Genomic DNA, 18,142 nt, shown 5'->3' on the forward strand with positions numbered 1-18,142 from the left:
TCGAAAAGACGGAAAATTCGGATCGAGAGTCGGCGGCCGAGTCGTCGCTCGAGCCGATCAGTCGTCGGCGGGCGTCGCGCCGCTGCCGCCTTCGGCCTGCTCTTTCGTCCACGAGAGCTTGCCGCCGGCCGCGAGGATTGCGCGCTCGCGCTCGGAGGCGTCCAGCGTCGCCGTGTACTCGTCCTCGCCGTTGATGCGGACGGTAAACTCCTCCTGTCCGCTGGTGACGGCGTCGTAGACGTTGTCGACGATCTCGACGTCGTCGCCCTGGTCGATGTTCTCGTAAGTGTCCTCGTCGATCGTCAGCGGGACGATCCCGAAGTTGAAGAGGTTCGCGCGGTGGATGCGCGCGAAACTCTGTGCGAGGACGCCCTCGATACCGAGGTACATCGGGCAGAGGGCGGCGTGTTCTCGCGAGGAGCCCTGACCGTAGTTCTCGCCGGCGACGAGGAAGCCGCCGTCGGCCTCGAGCGCGCGGTCGGCGAAGGTCTCGTCGACGCGCGAGAGGGTGAACTCGCTGAGTTTGGGGACGTTCGACCGGTACATCAGGATGTCCTGGGTCGCCGGGATGATGTGGTCGGTCGTGATGTTGTCCTCCATCTTCAGGAGTGCCTCACCCTGAATGTCGGTGCCGAGCTGGTCTTTCAGTGGGACGTCGCCGATGTTCGGTCCCTTGATGAGTTCGTCGTCGACGGCCTCGTCGGGAGCGATGAGGTCCGTCTTGGAGCCGTCGTACTCGTCGGGGAGCTCGACGCCGGGGGCCTCGAGGTCGCCGAGTTCCTCGGCGAGATTTCGGGGGTCGACGATTTCGCCCTTGAGCGAGGCCGCGGCCGCGACCTCCGGCGAGCAGAGGTAGACGTTGTCGTCTTCGATGCCCGAGCGGCCCTCGAAGTTGCGGTTGAAGGTCCGCAGGGAGACGGAGTCCGAGGAGGGGACGTGGCCGATGCCGATACAGGCACCGCACGTCGCCTCGGAGAAGTTGACGCCAGCGGCCATCATCTCCGCGACCCAGCCCTCACGGGCGAGCATCTCGGAGGCCTGCTTGGAGCCGGGTGCGACGATCGTGTCGGTCTCCATCGAGGTCTCGCGACCCTCGAGCATCTTGGCGACGGGGAGGATGTCCTCGTAGCCGCCGTTCGTACAGGAGCCCACGATGACCTGCTCGACGGATTCGCCTTCGACTTCGCTGACGGGGACGACCTTGTCCGGCATCGAGGGCTGTGCGATCAGCGGCTCGAGGTCGGAGAGGTCGACGACGATCTCGTCGTCGTACTCCGCGTCGTCGTCGGGCTGGAGTTCGACGTACTCGTCGCCGCGGCCGACGCGCTGGAGGTAGTCCTCGGTCTGCTCGTCGGTCGGGAAGATCGACGTAGTCGCGCCGAGCTCGGTGCCCATGTTGGTGATGGTCATCCGCTCGGGTGCGGTCAGGGTCTCGACGCCCGGCCCCGTGTACTCGAGGATCTTGCCGACGCCGCCCTTGACCGAGAGGCGACGGAGCATCTCGAGGATGACGTCTTTCGCGGTGGCCCACTCGGGAAGCTCGCCCTCGAGGCGGACGTTGACGACTTCGGGCATCTCGATGTAGTACGGTGCGCCGCCCATGGCGACGGTGACGTCGATCCCGCCGGCACCGATGGCGAGTTCGCCGAGGCCGCCGGGCGTGGGCGTGTGACTGTCCGAACCCAGCAGCGTCTTGCCGGGGGCCGCGAAATTCTCGCGGTGAACGTTGTGACAGATACCGTTACCGGGGCGAGAGAAATGAGCGCCATATTTGCCGGCCGCAGAGCGGAGGAAACGGTGATCGTCGGTATTTTTAAAGTCGAACTGGTAGGTCTGGTGGTCGCAGTACTGCGCGGCGATCTCGGTCTGAACTTCGTCCAGTCCCATCGCTTCGAACTGAAGCCAGACCATCGTCCCTGTCGTGTCCTGGGTAAGTACCTGATCGATCTCGATCCCGATCTCCTCGCCGGTCTCGAGTTCGCCCTCGACGAGGTGATCGTCGAGAATCTTCTCGGTGAGTGTCTGTCCCATAGCACCCGTAACTCGGCTTTCCGTCCTGATAAATCCAGCGTGTTCTGTGAGGATCGACTGTGTGAAATTCCCGTTCGATACGGCGAATGCGATGCAATTCTTACCACGCAGATGGACGCTCGTTGGCCATACTTCGTCAGGGTCCGACGTGTCGTCTGGGATAAACTCGCCGACCGTCGAACCGTTTCCGTCCGGACATCCTCGCGCGAATACAGAACTCACAGAGTTCTTCATATCGACTCGTAGGCCGTCCGTCCTACCGATATGGTTATTTTTACAGAATAACCGAGGCACTCGCCTCGTTCATCTGTAGATACCCTACGACGAATCGATCCAAACCGAAACGCACTCACTGATATCCGCTCTCTCCGTTCGTATGTTCCGCTCCGGTACGTTCGTCGCCGAGCACGTTTCGCCGACGGCCGACGACCAGATTCAGCCGAACGGGGTCGACCTCACCCTCGATATCGTCTTCGAGCAGCTCGAGCCGGGCCGCATCGGCCGGGACGGGAAACAGGTCGGCGACCGGGTCGCCCGGCCGCTCGAGGAACTCGAGGAGGCCGATCCCGACACCTACTACCTGCCCGAGGGAGCCTACGTCGCCCGGTACGGCGAGCGGATTCACATTCCCGAGGGGCACATCGGGTTCGTCTACCCCCGGTCGTCGTTGATGCGCAACTCCTGTATGCTGAACACGGCGGTCTGGGACGCCGGCTACGAGGGGCGAGGCGAGGGGCTGTTGCAGGTCCACCACGACATCGAGATCGAACGCGGTGCCCGGATCGCCCAACTGGTCTTAGTCGAGGCCGACCACGAGGACGTCTACGACGGGAGCTACCAGCGCGAGAACCTCGAGTAGCACGGAGACCGCCGGTTCGCGTACCCTTTTGCCCATCCTCGACTGAGAGTCCGGTACCGATGATGGCGACCACGCACGTCTTCGCCGGACTCGCCGCCGTCGCGCCCGTCGCCGTCCGGTTCCCGGAGTTCGCGACGCCGCTCGCCGTCGGTGCCGTTCTCGGTGGTCTCGCTCCCGATTTCGACCTCGTCTTCACGCACCGGCGGACGCTCCACTTTCCCGTCGTGGGGCTCGCGGTCGCCGTCCCCGCAGCCGTCCTCGGCACCGTCGCTCCCTCGAGTCCGACGCTCGGGGCGGCCGCGTTCGCCGTCACGGCCTGGCTCCACGCCGCGAGCGATGCGATCGGCGGCGGCCCCGAGATGGACCCGTGGAACGAGCGCACCGAGCGCGCGGTCTACGACCACGTTCGCGCGCGCTGGGTCCGCCCGCGTCGGTGGGTCCGCTACGACGGCGCTCCCGAAGACGCCGTCCTCGGGATCGTGCTCGCGATCCTCCCGCTGGCCGTCTTCGACGGCTGGGTCACCGCCGCCGTCGTCGGCGGCGTCGCCGTCTCGCTGGTCTACGCGCTCCTCCGGCGGCGGCTGGTCGCGTGGACGCCCGACTGGCTCGAGTAACGAGGGCGACAGTGAGCCGCGATCGCGGCGGGGGACGGGATGATCGTGACCGGAAACGTGACAGCAGCGCGTACTGTCACGCCGCCGGAAGTCGGAACGCTGATACGCCCACTGTTCGAGCGAATCCGTATGGTCGACGTTCTCGCCGCCAGAACGGCACATCTGATCTTTGCGGCCCTCTGGGCCGGCAGCGTCTGTTTCGTCGCCGCCGTCGTCTTGCCGCTCGCTCGCGACGGCGCGTTCAATACGACCCGACCACTCGAGGTCATCTCGGGGAAATTGACGTCGATATCTCGCGTGAGTTCGGTCGTCCTCCTGCTCTCGGGCGGGCATCTGGCCGGGAATCGCTACACGAGCGAGACGCTGTTCGGCTCGACCAACGGCCGGCTGGTGCTCGCGATGGTCGCGCTCTGGCTCCTCCTGACAGCGCTCGTCGAAATCGGTACGAAACGGTTCGAAGCCGGGCTCACCGGGAAAAAGATTCGCGAGCCGGCTCGCGACGCGCTGCCGGTGTTCCGGGCCGCGGCCGTCACCGCGATCGGGTTGCTGGTGGTCGCGGGCTTGCTCTCGGCCAACGTCGCTCGCCTGCTCTAGCCTGTCGGCCGGACAACTATTTCAGACGCGAACATCTTAGAAATGAACATTCTTGCGAAAGATACTTAGTCAGTTGCTGTAAGGTACTCGCTAATGATCAGGGGTAAAGACATGGCCCTGTCGCTCCTCGTGGTGGGGACGGCCGCTGTGGCCGGGTACGTCCTCCGGTCCGAGCGGTCGGGAACCCGCACATCTCGATCGAAAGCGAACCTCGGCGCACGCGTCATCGCCCCGGAGGACGTTCCGGACGATGCGACCGTCGTCGACGCATCCGCTCAGCGACTCGGCGAAATTCCCGGGGCGCGGCGAGCGCTCGACCGGGCGATCCGAAACGGTGCGCGCGAGGAATGGGAACACATCACGCTCGAACGAGACGGTGCCTGGTCCGTCGTCGACCGCATCCGGCAGACGCTTCCCTATTACGACGCCGACGGCGACGAGTACAACGGCGTCTACGTACAGTACAACGATCGAATCGTCGTTCTCGATGCGATCGGTTGGGCGCACCTCGAGGAGCCACTCGCCTAGATCCGTTCGCCGATGTCGTGCCATTTTGCGGTGAATTGCCACAACAGTACTCACCGACGGCGGCCTCCGCTGGTCCGTCAGTGAACCGAGGCGGCCAGTCTCTCCCTCTCGACGGCCGCCCCCTGCCGAGTCTGGGCCGACTCCGTGCGACTCGTCGTCGCCGACGACGGGCCCGGTATTCCACCTGCGGAGACCGACGTCGTCACCGGGGAGACGGACGTCACGCAGTTGACCCACAGCAGCGGCCTCGGACTCTGGCTCGTCCGCTGGGTGGTCGACAGCTACGACGGCTCCGTCTCGGTTTCGGAGTCGCCTCCGGGCGGTAGCCGGGTCGAGATCGCTCTCGAAGCCGCGCCGCCGGCGTCGACCGACGCAGCGTGAGACGGGCCGGGCGACCGTCCTCGCGATCGTCGGGCGGTCCACCCCGGTACCGCAACCACTACGTGGCAACTACGCGGAACCGCAACCACTACGACGCCGGCCGGCCGATGCCTACCCATGCAACTGGGCGTAATCGGACTCGGACGGATGGGGCAGATCGTCGTCGATCGAACGGTCGCGGCGGGCCACGACGTCGTCGCGTTCGACCTGGACGACGACGCCGTCGCGGCGGCGGCCGAGGCGGGTGCCGACCCCGCCGACTCGATCGACGACTTCGTCGACCGACTCGGACCGGAGAAGCGCATCTGGCTGATGGTCCCCGCCGGCGAGGCGGTCGACGTCACGCTCGAGGAACTCGAGGACCACCTGAACGACGACGACGTCGTCGTCGACGGCGGTAACTCCTTCTTCGAGGACTCCGTCCGACGCGCCGAGTCCTGTCCCGCGGCGTACCTCGACTGCGGGACCTCCGGCGGCCCCGCCGGGGCCGAACTGGGATTCTCCCTGATGGTCGGCGGCCCCCAGTGGGCCTACGACGAACTCGAGCCGGTCTTCGACGCCGTCGCGACCGGTCCCGACGGCCACGGTCGGATGGGGCCGTCGGGCTCGGGCCACTACGTCAAGATGATCCACAACGGCGTCGAGTACGCCCTGATGCAGACCTACGGCGAAGGGTTCGAGCTGCTCCACGAGGGGCGGTACGACCTCGACCTCGAGAACGTGGCCGCCGTCTGGAACAACGGCGCGGTCATTCGCTCCTGGCTGCTCGAGCTGTGTGAGGAAGCCTTCCGCGAGGAGGGGACCGATCTCGGGACCGTGGCCGACCGCATCGAGGGCGGCTCGACCGGCACGTGGACCGTCCAGGAGGGACTCGAACAGGAGGTCCCCCTGCCGCTGATCTACACCGCGCTGGCCGAGCGGTTCGGCTCGCGGGCCGACGACGGTCGGTTCTCGCGGCGACTCGCGAACCGCCTCCGGTACGGCTTCGGCCGCCACGAGGTCCCGCGTCGCGAGTAGGGCGCTCGCGCCGGTCGGCGCGGACACGGATACCGAAACGCGTATACCTAACGTCGAAATACTCGATAGCAGTCGCAACCGCTCGGCCGCGCATTCCGGCGTGCTGAACGGTCCTTTCCTCCGAAATACGGCGCATGAAATATTGGGACATGTTCTTTACTCCCGGTCCCGCAGCAGGAGTTATGAAACCGGTCGAGTCCACATCCGTTTCCGTCACCCCCGCCGACCAGCTCAGTATGACCGTTATCGACCTCGTCGCCCGGACCGACGACACCGAGCCGATCGAACTCGAGCCGCTGTACGACGCGATCGATCCGGACCTCCTCGATTCGCTTCCCGACGCCGACGGCTTCACCGAACTCGAATTTTCCTACGAGGGCTATGCGGTAACGGTCGCGGATGCGGACGACGGGGTCGAGGTGACGCTCGAGAGTGCGGCGATCTCCGCCGACGGTTCGACCAGCGAGTTCGTCGACACCGGCTCATCGATTTAGGCCGTGCTGCGGCCGATTCCGGCGTTTCGCCGAATCGACCGTGAGCGAAGGGGAACCGTTATGTCGCCGTTGACGCTAGGTTTTCTCGAGGGCGCGTAGCTCAGTGGACAGAGTCCTTGGTTCCGGACCAAGATGTCGGGGGTTCAAATCCCTCCGCGCCCGCTCCGTTTCCCCGTGTTTTGGGACTAATGTCGATCCGACAGTAGACGCCTCGAGAGCGGCGTCTTCGTCCGTTTCGGATGGCCAATACGGCCGCTCCGAATCGGATACAAAGCGGGGTGCATAAATTTACACCCAGGGAGAGCGTATATCGAAGCATAGAGATCGGCGAAGCATGGAGATCGTATTCACATCGGGTTTGGTGGTCGCCGTGATCGCCTTGTATATCGCATACAAGATGCTCCAAGGTGCGTCGGAAGGATGGAACGGGTACAGTGAGACGAAACGATAACGAGATCCATCTTCCCGTCCCGGTCGAGTTCCGAGAAGAGATAGTTCACCGACGGAGGTCACTCCGCGCCCGGGTTTCGTCGAACGAGGGTCGGAGGGAGGGACCTCACCAAGCGCGATGAACGCTGTGATTCCGGCGATCACGGGCTGATAGCGACAGACACACACCACCGTTGCAAGTGAAGCCACATCACGCGGGGGGAGGGAGGTCGCCGTCCGCCGAGCGAACGGGGCGGAAAAACTGCGACCGAGTCTCGAAGCTCCGAAGCCGCCGATCACGTCCGCTCCGTGGCCGAAATCACGGTCGTTTCGCAGCCGAAAGTGTCACCGCTTTAGATGAAATGGCGGACTGTTCTCGTCCGGTCGACTGAGACACCCGTCTTCACATGAAACAGTGGTGTGTCTGAGTTCACTTGAATCAGATGAAAAGGTGGTTTTAAATATCGTATCTCTCTTGATACGGACATGCCTCGGTTCGAGCGGAAGCAGAACATCTTCCAGAACAAGGATGCGCTCGGGGAATCGTATCAGCCCGAGCGGATCGAAGAGCGGGACGAAGAGATCGAGGCGTACATGGACGCGCTCCAGCCCATCATCGACGGCTGGGAGCCGAACAACATCTTTCTCTACGGGAACACCGGCGTCGGAAAGACCGCCGTCACCGAGTATCTCCTCGACGTGTTGCAGGACGACGTCACCGAGTACGACGACGTCGACCTCTCGGTGCTGGGAGTCAACTGCAAGACGCTCAACTCGTCGTACCAGGTCGCGGTCGAGCTCGTCAACACGCTCCGCCCCGACGGCGCGGAGATCAGCACGACCGGCTACCCCCAGCAGACCGTCTTCAAGAAGCTCTACAGCGAACTCGAGGCGCTGGGCGGAACGGTCGTCATCGTCCTCGACGAGATCGATTCGATCGGCGACCGCGACGAGTTGCTGTACGAACTCCCGCGAGCCCGCTCGAACGGCTACCTCGAGTCGACGAAGGTCGGCCTCATCGGCATCAGCAACGACTTCAAGTTCCGCGAACAGCTCGATCCCCGCGTCCAGGACACGCTCTGCGAGCGCGAACTGCAGTTTCCGCCCTACGAGGCGTCCGAACTGACCAACATCCTCGAATCTCGAGCCGAGGTCGCGATCGCGGAGAACGGCTGCGAGACCGGCGTCCTGAACCTCTGTGCCGCGCTCGCCGCTCGCGACAGCGGGAGCGCTCGGCAGGCGCTGGACCTGCTCCGGCTCGCCGGCGAGGTGGCGGAGAACAACGACGACGAGGCCGTCCGGGAGCACCACGTCGATCGGGCGCGGTCCAAGCTCGAGCAGGAGCGAGTCGAGGAGGGGATGCGGGAGCTCACGACCCACGGCCGGCTCGCCCTGCTGGCGGTCGTCTCGAAGGCGGCCAAGGAGTCGACCCCCTGCCGAACGCGAGAGCTCTATCAGGAGTACGAAGCGCTCTGTGCGTCGTCGGGAACCGACTCGCTCGCCCAGCGGTCGGTACACAACCACCTCTCCGATCTCCGGATGCTCGGCATCCTTTCGGCGAAGGAAAACAGGAGCGGCTCCCGCGGCAACTACTACAGCTACGAACTCGACGTTCCGTTCTCGAGTGCCGTCGACGCGATGGCCGACGTGCTCTATCTCGACGACGAAATCGAGACGATCCGCGACATCGCGCGGATGAACAGCGTCGTCTGAGACTCTCTTCCGGACCCAGCGGCAGTCCGCGACCACCCCACACCACCGTTGCAAGTGAACATCGAACGACACGACGCCGGACCGCCGTTTCACTTGTACCGGTGGTGTGTCACCACGTCACAGTTCGAGGCGAACGGAGTCATCGATTCTCGGTCGGACACCTGACGATCGTCTTCACGCGAAACGGTGGTGTCTCGGCTAGGCACTCGTCGTCGTTGCACTCTGGCCATCGAACCGTGCTGCCGTCGCCTGTTCACGTGCAGCGGTGGTGTCTGTGGGGCGGACCCTCGAGCGAAATTCCCCCGACGGAACCCGCTCCTTCAGATGCAACTGTGGTGTGTCTCCCGGCCGATTCGTACCCGTGTCGATTCACTTGAACCGGTGGTGTGGTGGTTGTCGAATCGGTCGTCAAAGGGACTACGCGGGCACCGACTACTTCGGCAGCGGACGAGTCCGCCGGCCGTCGGCGCTACGCGTCCTCCTCCGGCTCGTACTCCTCGTAGATGCGGTCCATCCGGGCCGCCATCACGAAATCGGTCTTGTGGAGGCCGTCGATCTTGTGCGTCCACAGCTCGATCGTCACCTCGCCCCACTCGAGTCCGATATCCGGATGGTGCCACTCTTCCTCCGCCAACTCGCCCACCTCGTAGGTGAACTCGAGGGCGTCACGGAAGTCCTCGAACGTGTAGATTCCCTCGAGGTGGTGGTCGTCGACGACCCTCCACACGTCGTCGCGGATCTCCGCGCGGTAGTCGGCGTACGCCTCGGGCTCGAGTGGCTCGTCCTCGCTGGTACAGGCCTCACACTCCTGATCGGCGAGTGCTGGCTCGGACATGGGTCGGACTACGACTGCGAACGACGTGAAGATTTGTGCGGTGACCGCCGCCGCCGTGATTCGTCTTCGGTCGTGCCGCTCGTTTTAACTGGCGTCCCGATAACGACAGAGTTACCGCATCACACGATGGGAGGGACCAAACGCAACATCGCAGTTCGATTTTTCGGCGGTGCGGGGAACTATACGGTCGTTCTCGAGGAATTCTGCACGTACGTCCTCACCGAGGCCCCAACCGAAGCGGCGGTTCTCGAGTGGCTCAAGTCGAACACGCGAGCGACCAGTGACGACGGCATTCGGCGTCGCCTTCTCTTTCTCGAGGGAATCGGGCTTCTCGAGCGCGATGGCGATAGCGTTCGACTCACCCAGCAAGGGATGGCGTGGCTTTCGGAGACGGAGCCGGCAGTACTCTACGACCTGCTCTCGAGCACCGTCCACGGGTTCGACACGATACTCGAGGCGCTCCTCGACGGGCCGAAGACGGACGCCGAACTGGGTGACGCGATCGCGTCCGAGCACCCCACGTTCGATTGGAACGACACGTCCGGCCCCGCTCAACACAGGGGCTGGCTGCAGAGTCTGGGCTACGTCGAGCGCGCCGACGGCGTGAACTCGCTGACCGACAGTGGCCGGGAACTGGCGCGGCGTCGGACCTCGGTGTATCCGAACCTCGAGCGGGGCGAGTGCTACGCACAAACCGACCTCGAGGACGCGTTCGACACCAGCTTCGGTTCCTACATCAAGGGCATCAGTCCGCGAACGGACGACGACGGAGAACTGGCGTACATCATCGTGAAGGCTCGCGAGGACGGCCCCTACGACGACGAACTCGACGGCGAGCGGTTCACCTACATCGGGGAAGGTGTCCCGGAGAAGGGGGACCAGCAGGTGACCGGTGCCAACGGGGCGCTCCTCGAGCAGGCCGATCGATCGACCATCCCGGTGTACTTCTTCTACCAGCCGGCGGACAGCGACGACCTCCGGTACGAGGGACTGGTCGACGTCGTCGACGCCGAGTACGTCTCACGGGACGGGCGGATGGTCTATCAGTTCACGATGGAGCGACTCGGGCTCGAGCCGGCCGAATTCGAGGCGCTCTCGGAGTCGGTGTCCGAGGGGATCGCGGACGCGGAGGACGACGAACCGGCCCTCACCGACGACGAGGAGGAGTTCACCGCGGTCCAGCGCCGGGTTCGCTCGAGCGCGTTCCCGAAGGAAGTCACGGCCGCCTACGACGGCCGGTGTGCGATCTGCGGGAACTCGCGCGAGTCGCCGAGCGGGACGATCGACATCGAGGCGGCCCACATCTATCCGAAGCAGGCGAACGGCCGGGACAACGTGCAAAACGGCCTCGCGCTCTGTCGGCTCCACCACTGGGCGTTCGACACCGGCTGGCTCGCGGTCTCCGACGACTACCGGGTGCTGGTCGCCGATCGCCCCGATCTCGAGGGCTACGAGGAGTTCGCGGCGCTCGAGGGGGACTCGCTGACGCTGCCGGCGGACGAGGGCCGCCGTCCGCACGCGACATTCCTCGCTGCACATCGGGAACGGCACGGGTTCGAATCGCCGTAAAAGATCCTTTGAAAGAGCTACTGAACCGGTATGTACGGCGAGTCTCACTCACAGATGCAATCGTGCGTCCGCGTCAACTCGACGACTTCGTCGTGCAATTTCGAAGCAAGCTGATAGACTGTCTTGGCCCGGTATTCCCCTGCGATTCCCGTTCGGTAGTATGACTCTGAGCGGTTCTCGAGCCAGAGTGCCTCCAGACGGTCAGCGATGTCTTCCGAAAAGAGGCCTGCCTGGACGGCCAACTCGTACACTTCGGTGTGTCGCTGTGCAGCCACGTCGTACCCCTTCTCCTGGACGTAGAACTGGATCGATCGTTCGATAGCCACGAACGACGACTCGATGATGACCGTGAAGTGACCGTTGCGCTCGAGCAGGAATCCCGCTGCATCGAGGAGACGACACGCTTTCCGAAGTTGGATAACCGACGACTCGGTGACGTACTCGAGTCCTGTTTCCGGGATTTCGGGCGTCCGCTGGAACGCATCCTCGGCGTCTCCGAGTGCGTCCTCGAGATCGTTCGACGTCATTCGCTTTCACCCCCGAACGCAGCACGTTTCACCTGTGTGAGCGTTTCGTCGGCGTACAGCTCGACCCCTTCCTGAAAGATCGGCCGAAGGTCCGACCCTCGGTTTCGAGCACTCTCGTCCGACTCGACGAACACCTCGAATTCGTATCGGTGTCCATCGATCGGTTCGTCCTCGAGTTCGCGTTTCAGATCCGAAACGGTCCGTCGAACGGATACAAGTTCGTCGTCATCATCGACGAGTACGAAGACGTCGATATCGCTCACACGGTCGGCCTCACCGCGAGCCACGCTGCCGAAACAGAGGATTCCCGCGATCGAGGGAACCGTTTCGGTGAGACGGTCGACGAACAACCGGAGCGGTGCTCGGAATTCCGCCTGTGGGATCTCGAAAAAAGGGTCGTCGGAATCCGAGAGGTGTCGCTCGGTGATCCGATACAGCGTTTTGGTGCCGGTGTCGCGCCGGACGACGAGATCCAACTGCTCGAGCAGTGACAGCGCCTTCGAAACGCTCGGCCCGCCGAATCCGGTGAGGTCCTGGAGATCTCGATTCGAGAACTCTTCGGTCGGATTCTGGGCTGTGATCTCGAGGATATCGTCCATCGCCTCGTACCTGAAGATCTGCTCCTCGGGAAGCGGAAGGTGCATCTCGATCCGCATGCGTTATGCCTCATGTAATACGTTATATCACATATAACAGTTCTGCCGAGACTCACGCTCGGTTCCGATGAACGGGTGCTGTCACTGGAGAGAACTACTCGTCGGCGGTGATGAGGTCATTCGTCAGCACGATCATCCCCACTATCCCCGCGCTGGCGCTCGAGTTCGCGCTCGAGCGCCTCCGCATCCGGCCCGAGAGAGGTGGTCGTAAATGACCCCGATCGATCGGTCGGCGACGAATCGCGGTCGGGATCGTCGCCCGGCCGGTAGGGGATTACCGCTTCAGGGCCGACCAGCAACAGTCCGACCTGGCTGGCCTCCGCTCTGATCCCGCGGACGTGTCGCGCGGCCTCGCGACGGTTTTCGTGGTTGGCTGTCTCGAGGTCTGTCTCCGCATCTCGGATGGCCGAGAGCAGGGTGCGCGTGAAGTAATCGATCGCCGCGAGGCAATCGTGAATGGTATCGTTTCGGGTACCTCCATCAGCGCGGACTCGAGCGTTCGACATCGATGCCACTGATCGGTCGGGGCCTTCAAGGTCCCGCGAATTGTGGTCGGACATGGCTTCCGCAGCTGGAATACGGGAGCTAGCGCAGTCCGGTGCCCATACACTGGACTGCATTTTGCCACGGATCGATCGAATAGACCCGTATATAGTCCCCGTGACAAACAGTATTGTTTCAGCCGGATTAAAACTAACAACAGTACTGTTTGTCTATCAAATCATATTGTTTCTAGCCACTACCCAATGAAAATAGTCAAACAGGGAGAGAACGTCGTGGTGGCAGATGCGCCCGAGGTTAGCCGACTGGATGACGCCGGTCGATAGAGATATCCTCGAGTTGCTCCACAATGACGGAGGGTTGCACGAACTCGTTTTGTCTCCTCGAATCATCGCAGAGAATATCGACTGGAGTCGTCAAACGGTCCGGGAACACGTGATGACGCTTCGTGAGCACGGACTCGTCGAATACTACGATGAAACCGGCGGGATCTACCAACTCTCCGATCGCGGCCGTTCGTATCTCGAAGGCGACCTCACTGCCGATGACCTCGAAACAAGAGATCAATAGGACCCATCAGGAAATGAAACACGACTCCGGCTATGAGAGAACGCGCTGACTGGATGGTCCCGACTGACGACGCGATTCTGGAGTACGTCCGGGATGCAGGCGAGGTTCCGCCAGCGGTTATCGGACGGAATATCGACTCTCATCCGAATTATACCGGTCAGCGCTGTCGCAACCTTGCCGATCACGAGCTACTCGACCGCAAGAGTGACGGCTACTATTCGCTCACCGAACTGGGTGCTCGCTATCTCGACGAGACACTCGAGCCGGGCGAATTAGAGACGGGGTAGGATCAGAAATGCGTCCGAAAGTAGCCAACTGGATGACGCCGGTCGACAGGGATATCCTCGAGTTGCTCCACAAGGACCGGAGAGTGAATGAATTCGTTCTATCTCCCCGAATCATCGCAAGAATATCCTGCACTACGCGCAATAACAGTAGTTACAGGAGTAACGCATATAACACGCGCGACAGTAGGCTCGATCATGTCCATCGACCGGGAGACGTTCGACCGCTCGAGCGAGGACGAACTCGAGGACCTCTCCAGCACGGAGCAGGTGCTCGGCTTTCTGGCCGCGAATGACGACCGCGCGTTCAAGGCGACGGAGATCGCGGCCCGAACGGAACTCGACGGGGGGACGGTCAGCACGGCACTGACGCGACTGAAAGACCGTGAGTTAGTCGAACACAAGGGGACGTACTGGGCGATCACGAGCGATGAACAGCGCCTCGAGCGACACGACGGCTACAGCCGTGCGACGCGACTGTTCAACGAGCAACTCGGGGCTGAGGAGAAAGCGGCGTGGAAAGAACACGCGCCGGCGGAGCCACATCCGAGTCTCGAGGAGGACTCGCAGTGAGTGCCGACGAGCCGATTTATCAGGATGGAGACGTCGTCTACGGTGCTGATCCGTACAAGGGGGACGATGCAGCGCGACCGTGGCTCGTCCTTTCGAACCACGAAGGACGGCCGTTCCACGGCGAGCAGTACATCACGCTCACACTCACGACCAAAACCTGGATGGATGGACTGATCGACATTCCTGCGAACGCATGGATTCGTGGCGGCACTCCCGACGATAGTCGCATCGTTCCGTGGGGCGTCCAGTCGATTGCACGAGACGATATCGACTACTGGCAAGGGCGAATCGAACGCAGGCTCGTGACCGAGGCAACTGACTCACTCGTCAGTTACGTTCGCTGATAGTCCCGTTTCCTCGAGCGTTGGCAACGTCTGCCCATCGCTGCGCCGACATTATTTATCAGAATTCTCATCTCTACGCTCCCCGCGCTGGCGCTCGAGGGCCTCCGCCTCCGGTCCGAGATAGGTGGTCGTGAACGAGCGCGGGCGATCGGTCGGCGACGAATCGCGGTCGGGATCGTCGCCCGGCCGGTAGGGGATCACCGCCTCGGGACCGACCAGTAGCAGCCCGACTTGGCTGACCTCCGCTCTGATCCCGCGGACGTGTCGCGCGGCCTCGCGACGGGTCTCGGGGTCGGCGCTCTCGAGGTTCGCTCCCTCAGTCTGAACGGCTGCGTGCAGGGTGCGCGTGAGGGAGTCGATCGCGGTGAGGCAATCGCGGATGGTGTCGTCGGTCGTCCCGCCATCGGCACGGACTCGAGCGTTCGAAATCGATGCATCTGATCGGTCGAGGCCTTCAAGGGCCCGCGAATTGTGGTCGGACATGGCTTCCGTAGCTGGAATACGGGAGCTGTCGCGGTTCGGTGCTCATACACCGGACCGCTTATTTCTGGCAGGCCTACCGATTAGTCTGCCATTCTCACTTTCCCGTAATTCAACGGCTCTGTTGCCACCCTCATAAATCTAATCACTAATACATGATCTATGGGTAGGATATTGATGACTCGAATGTGATGGACCGATAGGCGTAAGAATCTATTCAGGAACACCCATACGATGCGAAAACCCGGCGAATGGATGCAATTGCCAACTGACGAGCGCATTCTCGAAGTCCTCCACTCGTCGGGTCTCACCCTCTCACCGGCCGTTATCGGGAAGAATATCGACAAAAGTCGAGAGCAGGTCAATCGTCGCCTCTCGGTCCTCGTCGACTACGAACTAGTCACTCGAGTCGAACGCGGTTACTACGAAATCGACGACCTCGGAGTCGCGTATCTCGAGGGGCAACTCGATGCCGACGATCTCGAACCAGCCGACGAGTAACGGCCACGCTGGTCCATCTACTCGCTCGCAGTTACACTCGAGTACGCGATAGCAGGTGCACCAAACCACCGCTGGGTAGCGACACGTGTTTTCCCACGGTGATATCTCGAGAAGCGCGAAACAGATCGAAACAACAGAATTCGCTACGGTGTCGCCGGTGCCGTATCGCCGTCATCGTGTGCGAACGGACTGATGATGAGGTCGTCGTAGGGGAAGACCGGTCGCTTCGATTGGCCGTCCTCGTCGAAGCGGATGATCCCCAGCGCCTCGAGGGTCGTCACTTCGTCGTGGACGTTTTTCACGTCGCGGCCGACGAGGCGCGCAGTCTCACGGATGCTATCGGGTTCGTCGGCGCGGATCACCCGCAAGAGTGTGTACGTACGCTCGTTGAGCACGTCGCTGAGCCGCTGTTCGTTCGGAAACGTTACCATCGCGGGCTGGTCGACCGAGTCACTGCCGCGAAGCGTTCGAATCGCTTCGCGTCCCGCTTCGTAAAGCGACTCTGCATTCCCGATCGTGACCAAGAGTACGTTGGTATCCGTCATAGTGTCCAATCCTCTGCATATTACTCCAACAGATACCGGAAATCTTCGACGAGACTTACTAGTACGATTCCTACCAACAAAACATACGCTACAAGCAGTATCTCACCAATGGGTCCTGTAACCTGTGGCTCTACGATGAACAACACGAACAACACAAAGGTTGCAATGACACCGGCCCTGCGAACGGTACCACGATCCATGCCGAATATTGACTGTGTCATAGTTGAAACCCACACAGCGCTCGCAAAACCCCTTTCGGGGTGTTTCGGGGTTTTCACCCCGGTTATGCGAGCAGTCCGCGAAGCAGTCTCCACAGGGCGTAGGAAACCACGGCGAGTTTCGCCGCGACGGTTGCCCACTCCTTCAGCCACTTCGGCGGTGGGTCAATCTGGGTCACTGCGACCCATTTGATCTATTGTTTTACTCCTACTTCAAACGGTTGGTTTGTAAACAAGTAGTTGAGATAATGGATACGCTTAGGGGCCCTCATCTCGAATTGGAAAATGGGTCAATCTGGGTCATCATCCGGTGCGAAAGCACCGGACTGACTCGTTACTACGATTCGATAGTGGCAAGTTTGGTTTTCGAATCGCGAACGCGACCGAATCAGACCGGCTCCCGAAGCGCCCAAATATCCTCGAGTGGCTCGAGCCGACTCGGTTCCGCCCCACGCTGCGTGAGAATGCCCGCGTGGTACAGCATCGCCTTCAGTTGAAACACCGTCGGCGAGTGGTAGACGGAGCCGTCCGCGAGTACCGCGGGCCGAAGCTCGCCGTCTTCGGTAAGCACGCGACTCCGGACGCCGTCGGTCCCCCGAACGAACAGTTCGACGGTAAACGACGGGTGGACTTCGTGCAGGTACTCGACCACGTCCACGAGCGACGGCTCCGTGATCCCGTCCGCGTGCATGCACTGGAGTTCGCGGACGAGCAGCTCCGTCGCCTCGTAGTCGAACAGCACACGGCGGGCCAACTGGCCCCACGCCGGCGCGAGATCGACGAACCGGTTCCCCGATCGGTACCAGTTCTCGAACTCCGCGAGGGCCGCCTCGACGGACCCGCACCGGGATTTCGCGAACCGAACGACCTCCTCGCCGAGCGAGGTCAGTTCGACACGCGCGCTGCCCTCGACACCGACCCCCTCCTCGATCAGTCCGAGGAACGCGGCTCCCTGCCGGGCGCTGTCGACGGCGCTTACGACCTTGTACTCGGACAGCAGTGCCTCCGTGTCCCCGGCCGCGTAGTGGGCCAGCGGATAGCCGAGGTAGTTCTTGGGATGGTTCAGGCCGAACGACGCGTCCGCGACTCCCTGCGCGCTGGCCTGAAACCGCAACGCCGTCGCCTCGGTCGTCGTCCGGTTGCCGACGACGCGGGGCACCTCGAGCGGGTCCACGGTCCCCGCCGAATCGACGCCGAGCACGCCGACGTTCAACTCCCGCGCGAGCGTCCGATCGGTCTCGGAAATCGCGGCCGCCGGCGCGGCGAGATAGGCCGCGTTCGCCTCGTGGAGCCGGTCGTACGCCTGTAGAATGCCCCGTTGCGTATCGACGCCCCCACTGGTCTCCCCCTTCGCCTCGATGGCGATCAACGGCGGCTCGTCGCCGAGGCGCTCGACGGCAAGCAGCTCCGACTCGAGAGTCCCAACGCCGACCAGATCGGGATACCCGCCGCCGATCCGGACGTGGTTGAACGGGGCCAGACGGTCGCGGATCTCCTGTGCGACGGGGTGGCCGGGGAGCCACTCCGCTTGCGAGAACTGGGTGTCGGCCACCGCGTACGCGGTCGACTCGTCCTCGGCTGGAAAGAGTCGCTGCTTCGTGTGGGCCAGCACCTGCGGTTCCGAGAGCGGCCGGGCCGCGCTACTCATGGTTCTCGATTAGACAGTAGTCCCAATAATGTTCTGGCGAGCAGACGGTTCGGCGGACGGAGCGACCGGTCTCGGGGAGCGACGGTTCTCGGACGGAAATCCGCGCCCGCGACGAGGACCGATCGTCGAACGCGACACAGTAGTTATTTCGGTTGACATGGTCGCCCCATTCATGGGTTGCCACGACCTGACACGGGTGAGAGAACCACAACTGCGAGAGAGTGCACCACA

Annotated in this window: 21 protein-coding genes, 1 tRNA gene and 1 pseudogene; 15 read left to right on the forward strand and 8 right to left on the reverse strand. The window is 62.7% G+C overall.

Annotated features, from left to right (window positions below):
- Positions 1-57 precede the first annotated feature (57 nt).
- Positions 58-2,031: an aconitate hydratase gene (locus BMX07_RS15310; RefSeq protein ID WP_090619115.1), complete on the reverse strand. Its 1,974-nt coding sequence runs from the start codon at positions 2,029-2,031 to the stop codon at positions 58-60.
- Between the two features lie 376 nt (positions 2,032-2,407).
- Here BMX07_RS15310 and BMX07_RS15315 point away from each other — a divergent pair, with 376 nt between their 5' ends.
- The 9 genes and pseudogenes from BMX07_RS15315 to BMX07_RS15355 all read left to right on the forward strand — a co-directional run bounded on the left by BMX07_RS15315 (position 2,408) and on the right by BMX07_RS15355 (position 8,660).
- Positions 2,408-2,890, forward strand: a complete 483-nt coding sequence (locus BMX07_RS15315) for a deoxyuridine 5'-triphosphate nucleotidohydrolase (protein ID WP_090619117.1) — start codon at positions 2,408-2,410, stop codon at positions 2,888-2,890.
- Between the two features lie 59 nt (positions 2,891-2,949).
- Complete coding sequence (locus BMX07_RS15320; protein ID WP_090619119.1) at positions 2,950-3,504, forward strand: hypothetical protein; 555 nt, start codon at positions 2,950-2,952, stop codon at positions 3,502-3,504.
- A 129-nt stretch (positions 3,505-3,633) separates the two neighbouring features.
- The gene (locus BMX07_RS15325) at positions 3,634-4,098 is read left to right on the forward strand and encodes a copper resistance protein CopD (RefSeq protein WP_090619122.1); all 465 of its coding nucleotides are present in this window, start codon (positions 3,634-3,636) and stop codon (positions 4,096-4,098) included.
- A gap of 93 nt (positions 4,099-4,191) precedes the next feature.
- The gene (locus tag BMX07_RS15330) at positions 4,192-4,626 is read left to right on the forward strand and encodes a hypothetical protein (protein WP_090619124.1); all 435 of its coding nucleotides are present in this window, start codon (positions 4,192-4,194) and stop codon (positions 4,624-4,626) included.
- A gap of 141 nt (positions 4,627-4,767) precedes the next feature.
- Positions 4,768-5,007, forward strand: a pseudogene (locus BMX07_RS15335) (ATP-binding protein); the annotation flags it as partial.
- Between the two features lie 117 nt (positions 5,008-5,124).
- Entirely contained in the window at positions 5,125-6,024 is a 900-nt protein-coding gene (gene gnd / locus BMX07_RS15340; protein ID WP_090619127.1) for a phosphogluconate dehydrogenase (NAD(+)-dependent, decarboxylating), read from the forward strand.
- A 236-nt stretch (positions 6,025-6,260) separates the two neighbouring features.
- Positions 6,261-6,518 (forward strand): HalOD1 output domain-containing protein, encoded by a 258-nt coding sequence (locus BMX07_RS15345; RefSeq protein WP_245742126.1) that lies wholly within the window; start codon positions 6,261-6,263, stop codon positions 6,516-6,518.
- A gap of 89 nt (positions 6,519-6,607) precedes the next feature.
- Positions 6,608-6,680: transfer RNA gene (locus tag BMX07_RS15350), tRNA-Arg, on the forward strand.
- Positions 6,681-7,433: 753 nt separating this feature from the next.
- Positions 7,434-8,660: an orc1/cdc6 family replication initiation protein gene (locus tag BMX07_RS15355; RefSeq protein ID WP_090619131.1), complete on the forward strand. Its 1,227-nt coding sequence runs from the start codon at positions 7,434-7,436 to the stop codon at positions 8,658-8,660.
- A gap of 469 nt (positions 8,661-9,129) precedes the next feature.
- On the opposite strand, the gene BMX07_RS15360 is transcribed toward BMX07_RS15355, so the two are convergent.
- The gene (locus tag BMX07_RS15360; RefSeq protein ID WP_090619134.1) at positions 9,130-9,495 is read right to left on the reverse strand and encodes a 4a-hydroxytetrahydrobiopterin dehydratase; all 366 of its coding nucleotides are present in this window, start codon (positions 9,493-9,495) and stop codon (positions 9,130-9,132) included.
- A gap of 126 nt (positions 9,496-9,621) precedes the next feature.
- Here BMX07_RS15360 and BMX07_RS15365 point away from each other — a divergent pair, with 126 nt between their 5' ends.
- Positions 9,622-11,064 (forward strand): HNH endonuclease, encoded by a 1,443-nt coding sequence (locus tag BMX07_RS15365; RefSeq protein ID WP_090619136.1) that lies wholly within the window; start codon positions 9,622-9,624, stop codon positions 11,062-11,064.
- Between the two features lie 44 nt (positions 11,065-11,108).
- On the opposite strand, the gene BMX07_RS15370 is transcribed toward BMX07_RS15365, so the two are convergent.
- From BMX07_RS15370 to BMX07_RS15380, 3 genes are all read right to left on the reverse strand, one after another.
- On the reverse strand, positions 11,109-11,591 hold the full coding sequence (locus BMX07_RS15370) for a DUF8154 family protein (protein WP_090619139.1): 483 nt from the start codon (positions 11,589-11,591) through the stop codon (positions 11,109-11,111).
- On the reverse strand, positions 11,588-12,235 hold the full coding sequence (locus BMX07_RS15375) for a helix-turn-helix domain-containing protein (protein ID WP_245742127.1): 648 nt from the start codon (positions 12,233-12,235) through the stop codon (positions 11,588-11,590). The genes BMX07_RS15370 and BMX07_RS15375 overlap by 4 nt, the downstream gene beginning before the upstream one ends.
- Positions 12,236-12,363: 128 nt before the next feature.
- On the reverse strand, positions 12,364-12,753 hold the full coding sequence (locus BMX07_RS15380; RefSeq protein WP_245742128.1) for a hypothetical protein: 390 nt from the start codon (positions 12,751-12,753) through the stop codon (positions 12,364-12,366).
- A gap of 304 nt (positions 12,754-13,057) precedes the next feature.
- Between BMX07_RS15380 and BMX07_RS15385 the strand changes: the two genes are divergently transcribed.
- The 4 genes from BMX07_RS15385 to BMX07_RS15405 all read left to right on the forward strand — a co-directional run bounded on the left by BMX07_RS15385 (position 13,058) and on the right by BMX07_RS15405 (position 14,519).
- Positions 13,058-13,318 carry a winged helix-turn-helix domain-containing protein gene (locus tag BMX07_RS15385; protein WP_090619147.1) on the forward strand — a complete coding sequence of 87 codons (261 nt, stop codon included), beginning with the start codon at positions 13,058-13,060 and terminating at the stop codon, positions 13,316-13,318.
- Positions 13,319-13,350: 32 nt separating this feature from the next.
- Positions 13,351-13,605 (forward strand): hypothetical protein, encoded by a 255-nt coding sequence (locus tag BMX07_RS15390; RefSeq protein ID WP_090619150.1) that lies wholly within the window; start codon positions 13,351-13,353, stop codon positions 13,603-13,605.
- 195 nt (positions 13,606-13,800) lie between these two features.
- Positions 13,801-14,175 carry a MarR family transcriptional regulator gene (locus tag BMX07_RS15400; RefSeq protein ID WP_090619155.1) on the forward strand — a complete coding sequence of 125 codons (375 nt, stop codon included), beginning with the start codon at positions 13,801-13,803 and terminating at the stop codon, positions 14,173-14,175.
- The gene (locus BMX07_RS15405; RefSeq protein ID WP_090619158.1) at positions 14,172-14,519 is read left to right on the forward strand and encodes a growth inhibitor; all 348 of its coding nucleotides are present in this window, start codon (positions 14,172-14,174) and stop codon (positions 14,517-14,519) included. Before BMX07_RS15400 ends, BMX07_RS15405 begins: the two co-directional genes overlap by 4 nt.
- Before the next feature lie 51 nt (positions 14,520-14,570).
- Here BMX07_RS15405 and BMX07_RS15410 read toward each other — a convergent pair whose 3' ends face one another.
- Entirely contained in the window at positions 14,571-15,002 is a 432-nt protein-coding gene (locus BMX07_RS15410; protein WP_090619161.1) for a hypothetical protein, read from the reverse strand.
- A gap of 231 nt (positions 15,003-15,233) precedes the next feature.
- Here BMX07_RS15410 and BMX07_RS15415 point away from each other — a divergent pair, with 231 nt between their 5' ends.
- Positions 15,234-15,500 carry a helix-turn-helix domain-containing protein gene (locus BMX07_RS15415; protein ID WP_175480172.1) on the forward strand — a complete coding sequence of 89 codons (267 nt, stop codon included), beginning with the start codon at positions 15,234-15,236 and terminating at the stop codon, positions 15,498-15,500.
- Positions 15,501-15,643: 143 nt separating this feature from the next.
- Here BMX07_RS15415 and BMX07_RS15420 read toward each other — a convergent pair whose 3' ends face one another.
- Positions 15,644-16,045 (reverse strand): HVO_A0114 family putative DNA-binding protein, encoded by a 402-nt coding sequence (locus BMX07_RS15420; RefSeq protein ID WP_090619164.1) that lies wholly within the window; start codon positions 16,043-16,045, stop codon positions 15,644-15,646.
- Between the two features lie 606 nt (positions 16,046-16,651).
- Positions 16,652-17,911: a hypothetical protein gene (locus BMX07_RS15430; protein ID WP_090619169.1), complete on the reverse strand. Its 1,260-nt coding sequence runs from the start codon at positions 17,909-17,911 to the stop codon at positions 16,652-16,654.
- Positions 17,912-18,142 lie beyond the last annotated feature (231 nt).

Origin of the sequence: Natrinema salaciae (assembly GCF_900110865.1) — an archaeon.
Lineage (GTDB): Archaea > Halobacteriota > Halobacteria > Halobacteriales > Natrialbaceae > Natrinema > Natrinema salaciae.

What these genes read in the sequence shown, in the direction of transcription:
- gnd (WP_090619127.1), top strand. Translation starts at nt 5,125, where the DNA reads ATGCAACTGGGCGTAATCGGACTCGGACGGATGGGGCAGATCGTCGTC.
- BMX07_RS15380 (WP_245742128.1), bottom strand. Translation starts at nt 12,753, where the DNA reads ATGTCGAACGCTCGAGTCCGCGCTGATGGAGGTACCCGAAACGATACC.
- BMX07_RS15385 (WP_090619147.1), top strand. Translation starts at nt 13,058, where the DNA reads ATGACGCCGGTCGATAGAGATATCCTCGAGTTGCTCCACAATGACGGA.
- BMX07_RS15370 (WP_090619139.1), bottom strand. Translation starts at nt 11,591, where the DNA reads ATGACGTCGAACGATCTCGAGGACGCACTCGGAGACGCCGAGGATGCG.
- BMX07_RS15310 (WP_090619115.1), bottom strand. Translation starts at nt 2,031, where the DNA reads ATGGGACAGACACTCACCGAGAAGATTCTCGACGATCACCTCGTCGAG.
- BMX07_RS15415 (WP_175480172.1), top strand. Translation starts at nt 15,234, where the DNA reads ATGCGAAAACCCGGCGAATGGATGCAATTGCCAACTGACGAGCGCATT.
- BMX07_RS15330 (WP_090619124.1), top strand. Translation starts at nt 4,192, where the DNA reads ATGATCAGGGGTAAAGACATGGCCCTGTCGCTCCTCGTGGTGGGGACG.
- BMX07_RS15400 (WP_090619155.1), top strand. Translation starts at nt 13,801, where the DNA reads ATGTCCATCGACCGGGAGACGTTCGACCGCTCGAGCGAGGACGAACTC.
- BMX07_RS15325 (WP_090619122.1), top strand. Translation starts at nt 3,634, where the DNA reads ATGGTCGACGTTCTCGCCGCCAGAACGGCACATCTGATCTTTGCGGCC.
- BMX07_RS15360 (WP_090619134.1), bottom strand. Translation starts at nt 9,495, where the DNA reads ATGTCCGAGCCAGCACTCGCCGATCAGGAGTGTGAGGCCTGTACCAGC.
- BMX07_RS15345 (WP_245742126.1), top strand. Translation starts at nt 6,261, where the DNA reads ATGACCGTTATCGACCTCGTCGCCCGGACCGACGACACCGAGCCGATC.
- BMX07_RS15320 (WP_090619119.1), top strand. Translation starts at nt 2,950, where the DNA reads ATGATGGCGACCACGCACGTCTTCGCCGGACTCGCCGCCGTCGCGCCC.
- BMX07_RS15420 (WP_090619164.1), bottom strand. Translation starts at nt 16,045, where the DNA reads ATGACGGATACCAACGTACTCTTGGTCACGATCGGGAATGCAGAGTCG.
- BMX07_RS15365 (WP_090619136.1), top strand. Translation starts at nt 9,622, where the DNA reads ATGGGAGGGACCAAACGCAACATCGCAGTTCGATTTTTCGGCGGTGCG.
- BMX07_RS15355 (WP_090619131.1), top strand. Translation starts at nt 7,434, where the DNA reads ATGCCTCGGTTCGAGCGGAAGCAGAACATCTTCCAGAACAAGGATGCG.
- BMX07_RS15410 (WP_090619161.1), bottom strand. Translation starts at nt 15,002, where the DNA reads ATGTCCGACCACAATTCGCGGGCCCTTGAAGGCCTCGACCGATCAGAT.
- BMX07_RS15390 (WP_090619150.1), top strand. Translation starts at nt 13,351, where the DNA reads ATGAGAGAACGCGCTGACTGGATGGTCCCGACTGACGACGCGATTCTG.
- BMX07_RS15375 (WP_245742127.1), bottom strand. Translation starts at nt 12,235, where the DNA reads ATGCACCTTCCGCTTCCCGAGGAGCAGATCTTCAGGTACGAGGCGATG.
- BMX07_RS15315 (WP_090619117.1), top strand. Translation starts at nt 2,408, where the DNA reads ATGTTCCGCTCCGGTACGTTCGTCGCCGAGCACGTTTCGCCGACGGCC.
- BMX07_RS15430 (WP_090619169.1), bottom strand. Translation starts at nt 17,911, where the DNA reads ATGAGTAGCGCGGCCCGGCCGCTCTCGGAACCGCAGGTGCTGGCCCAC.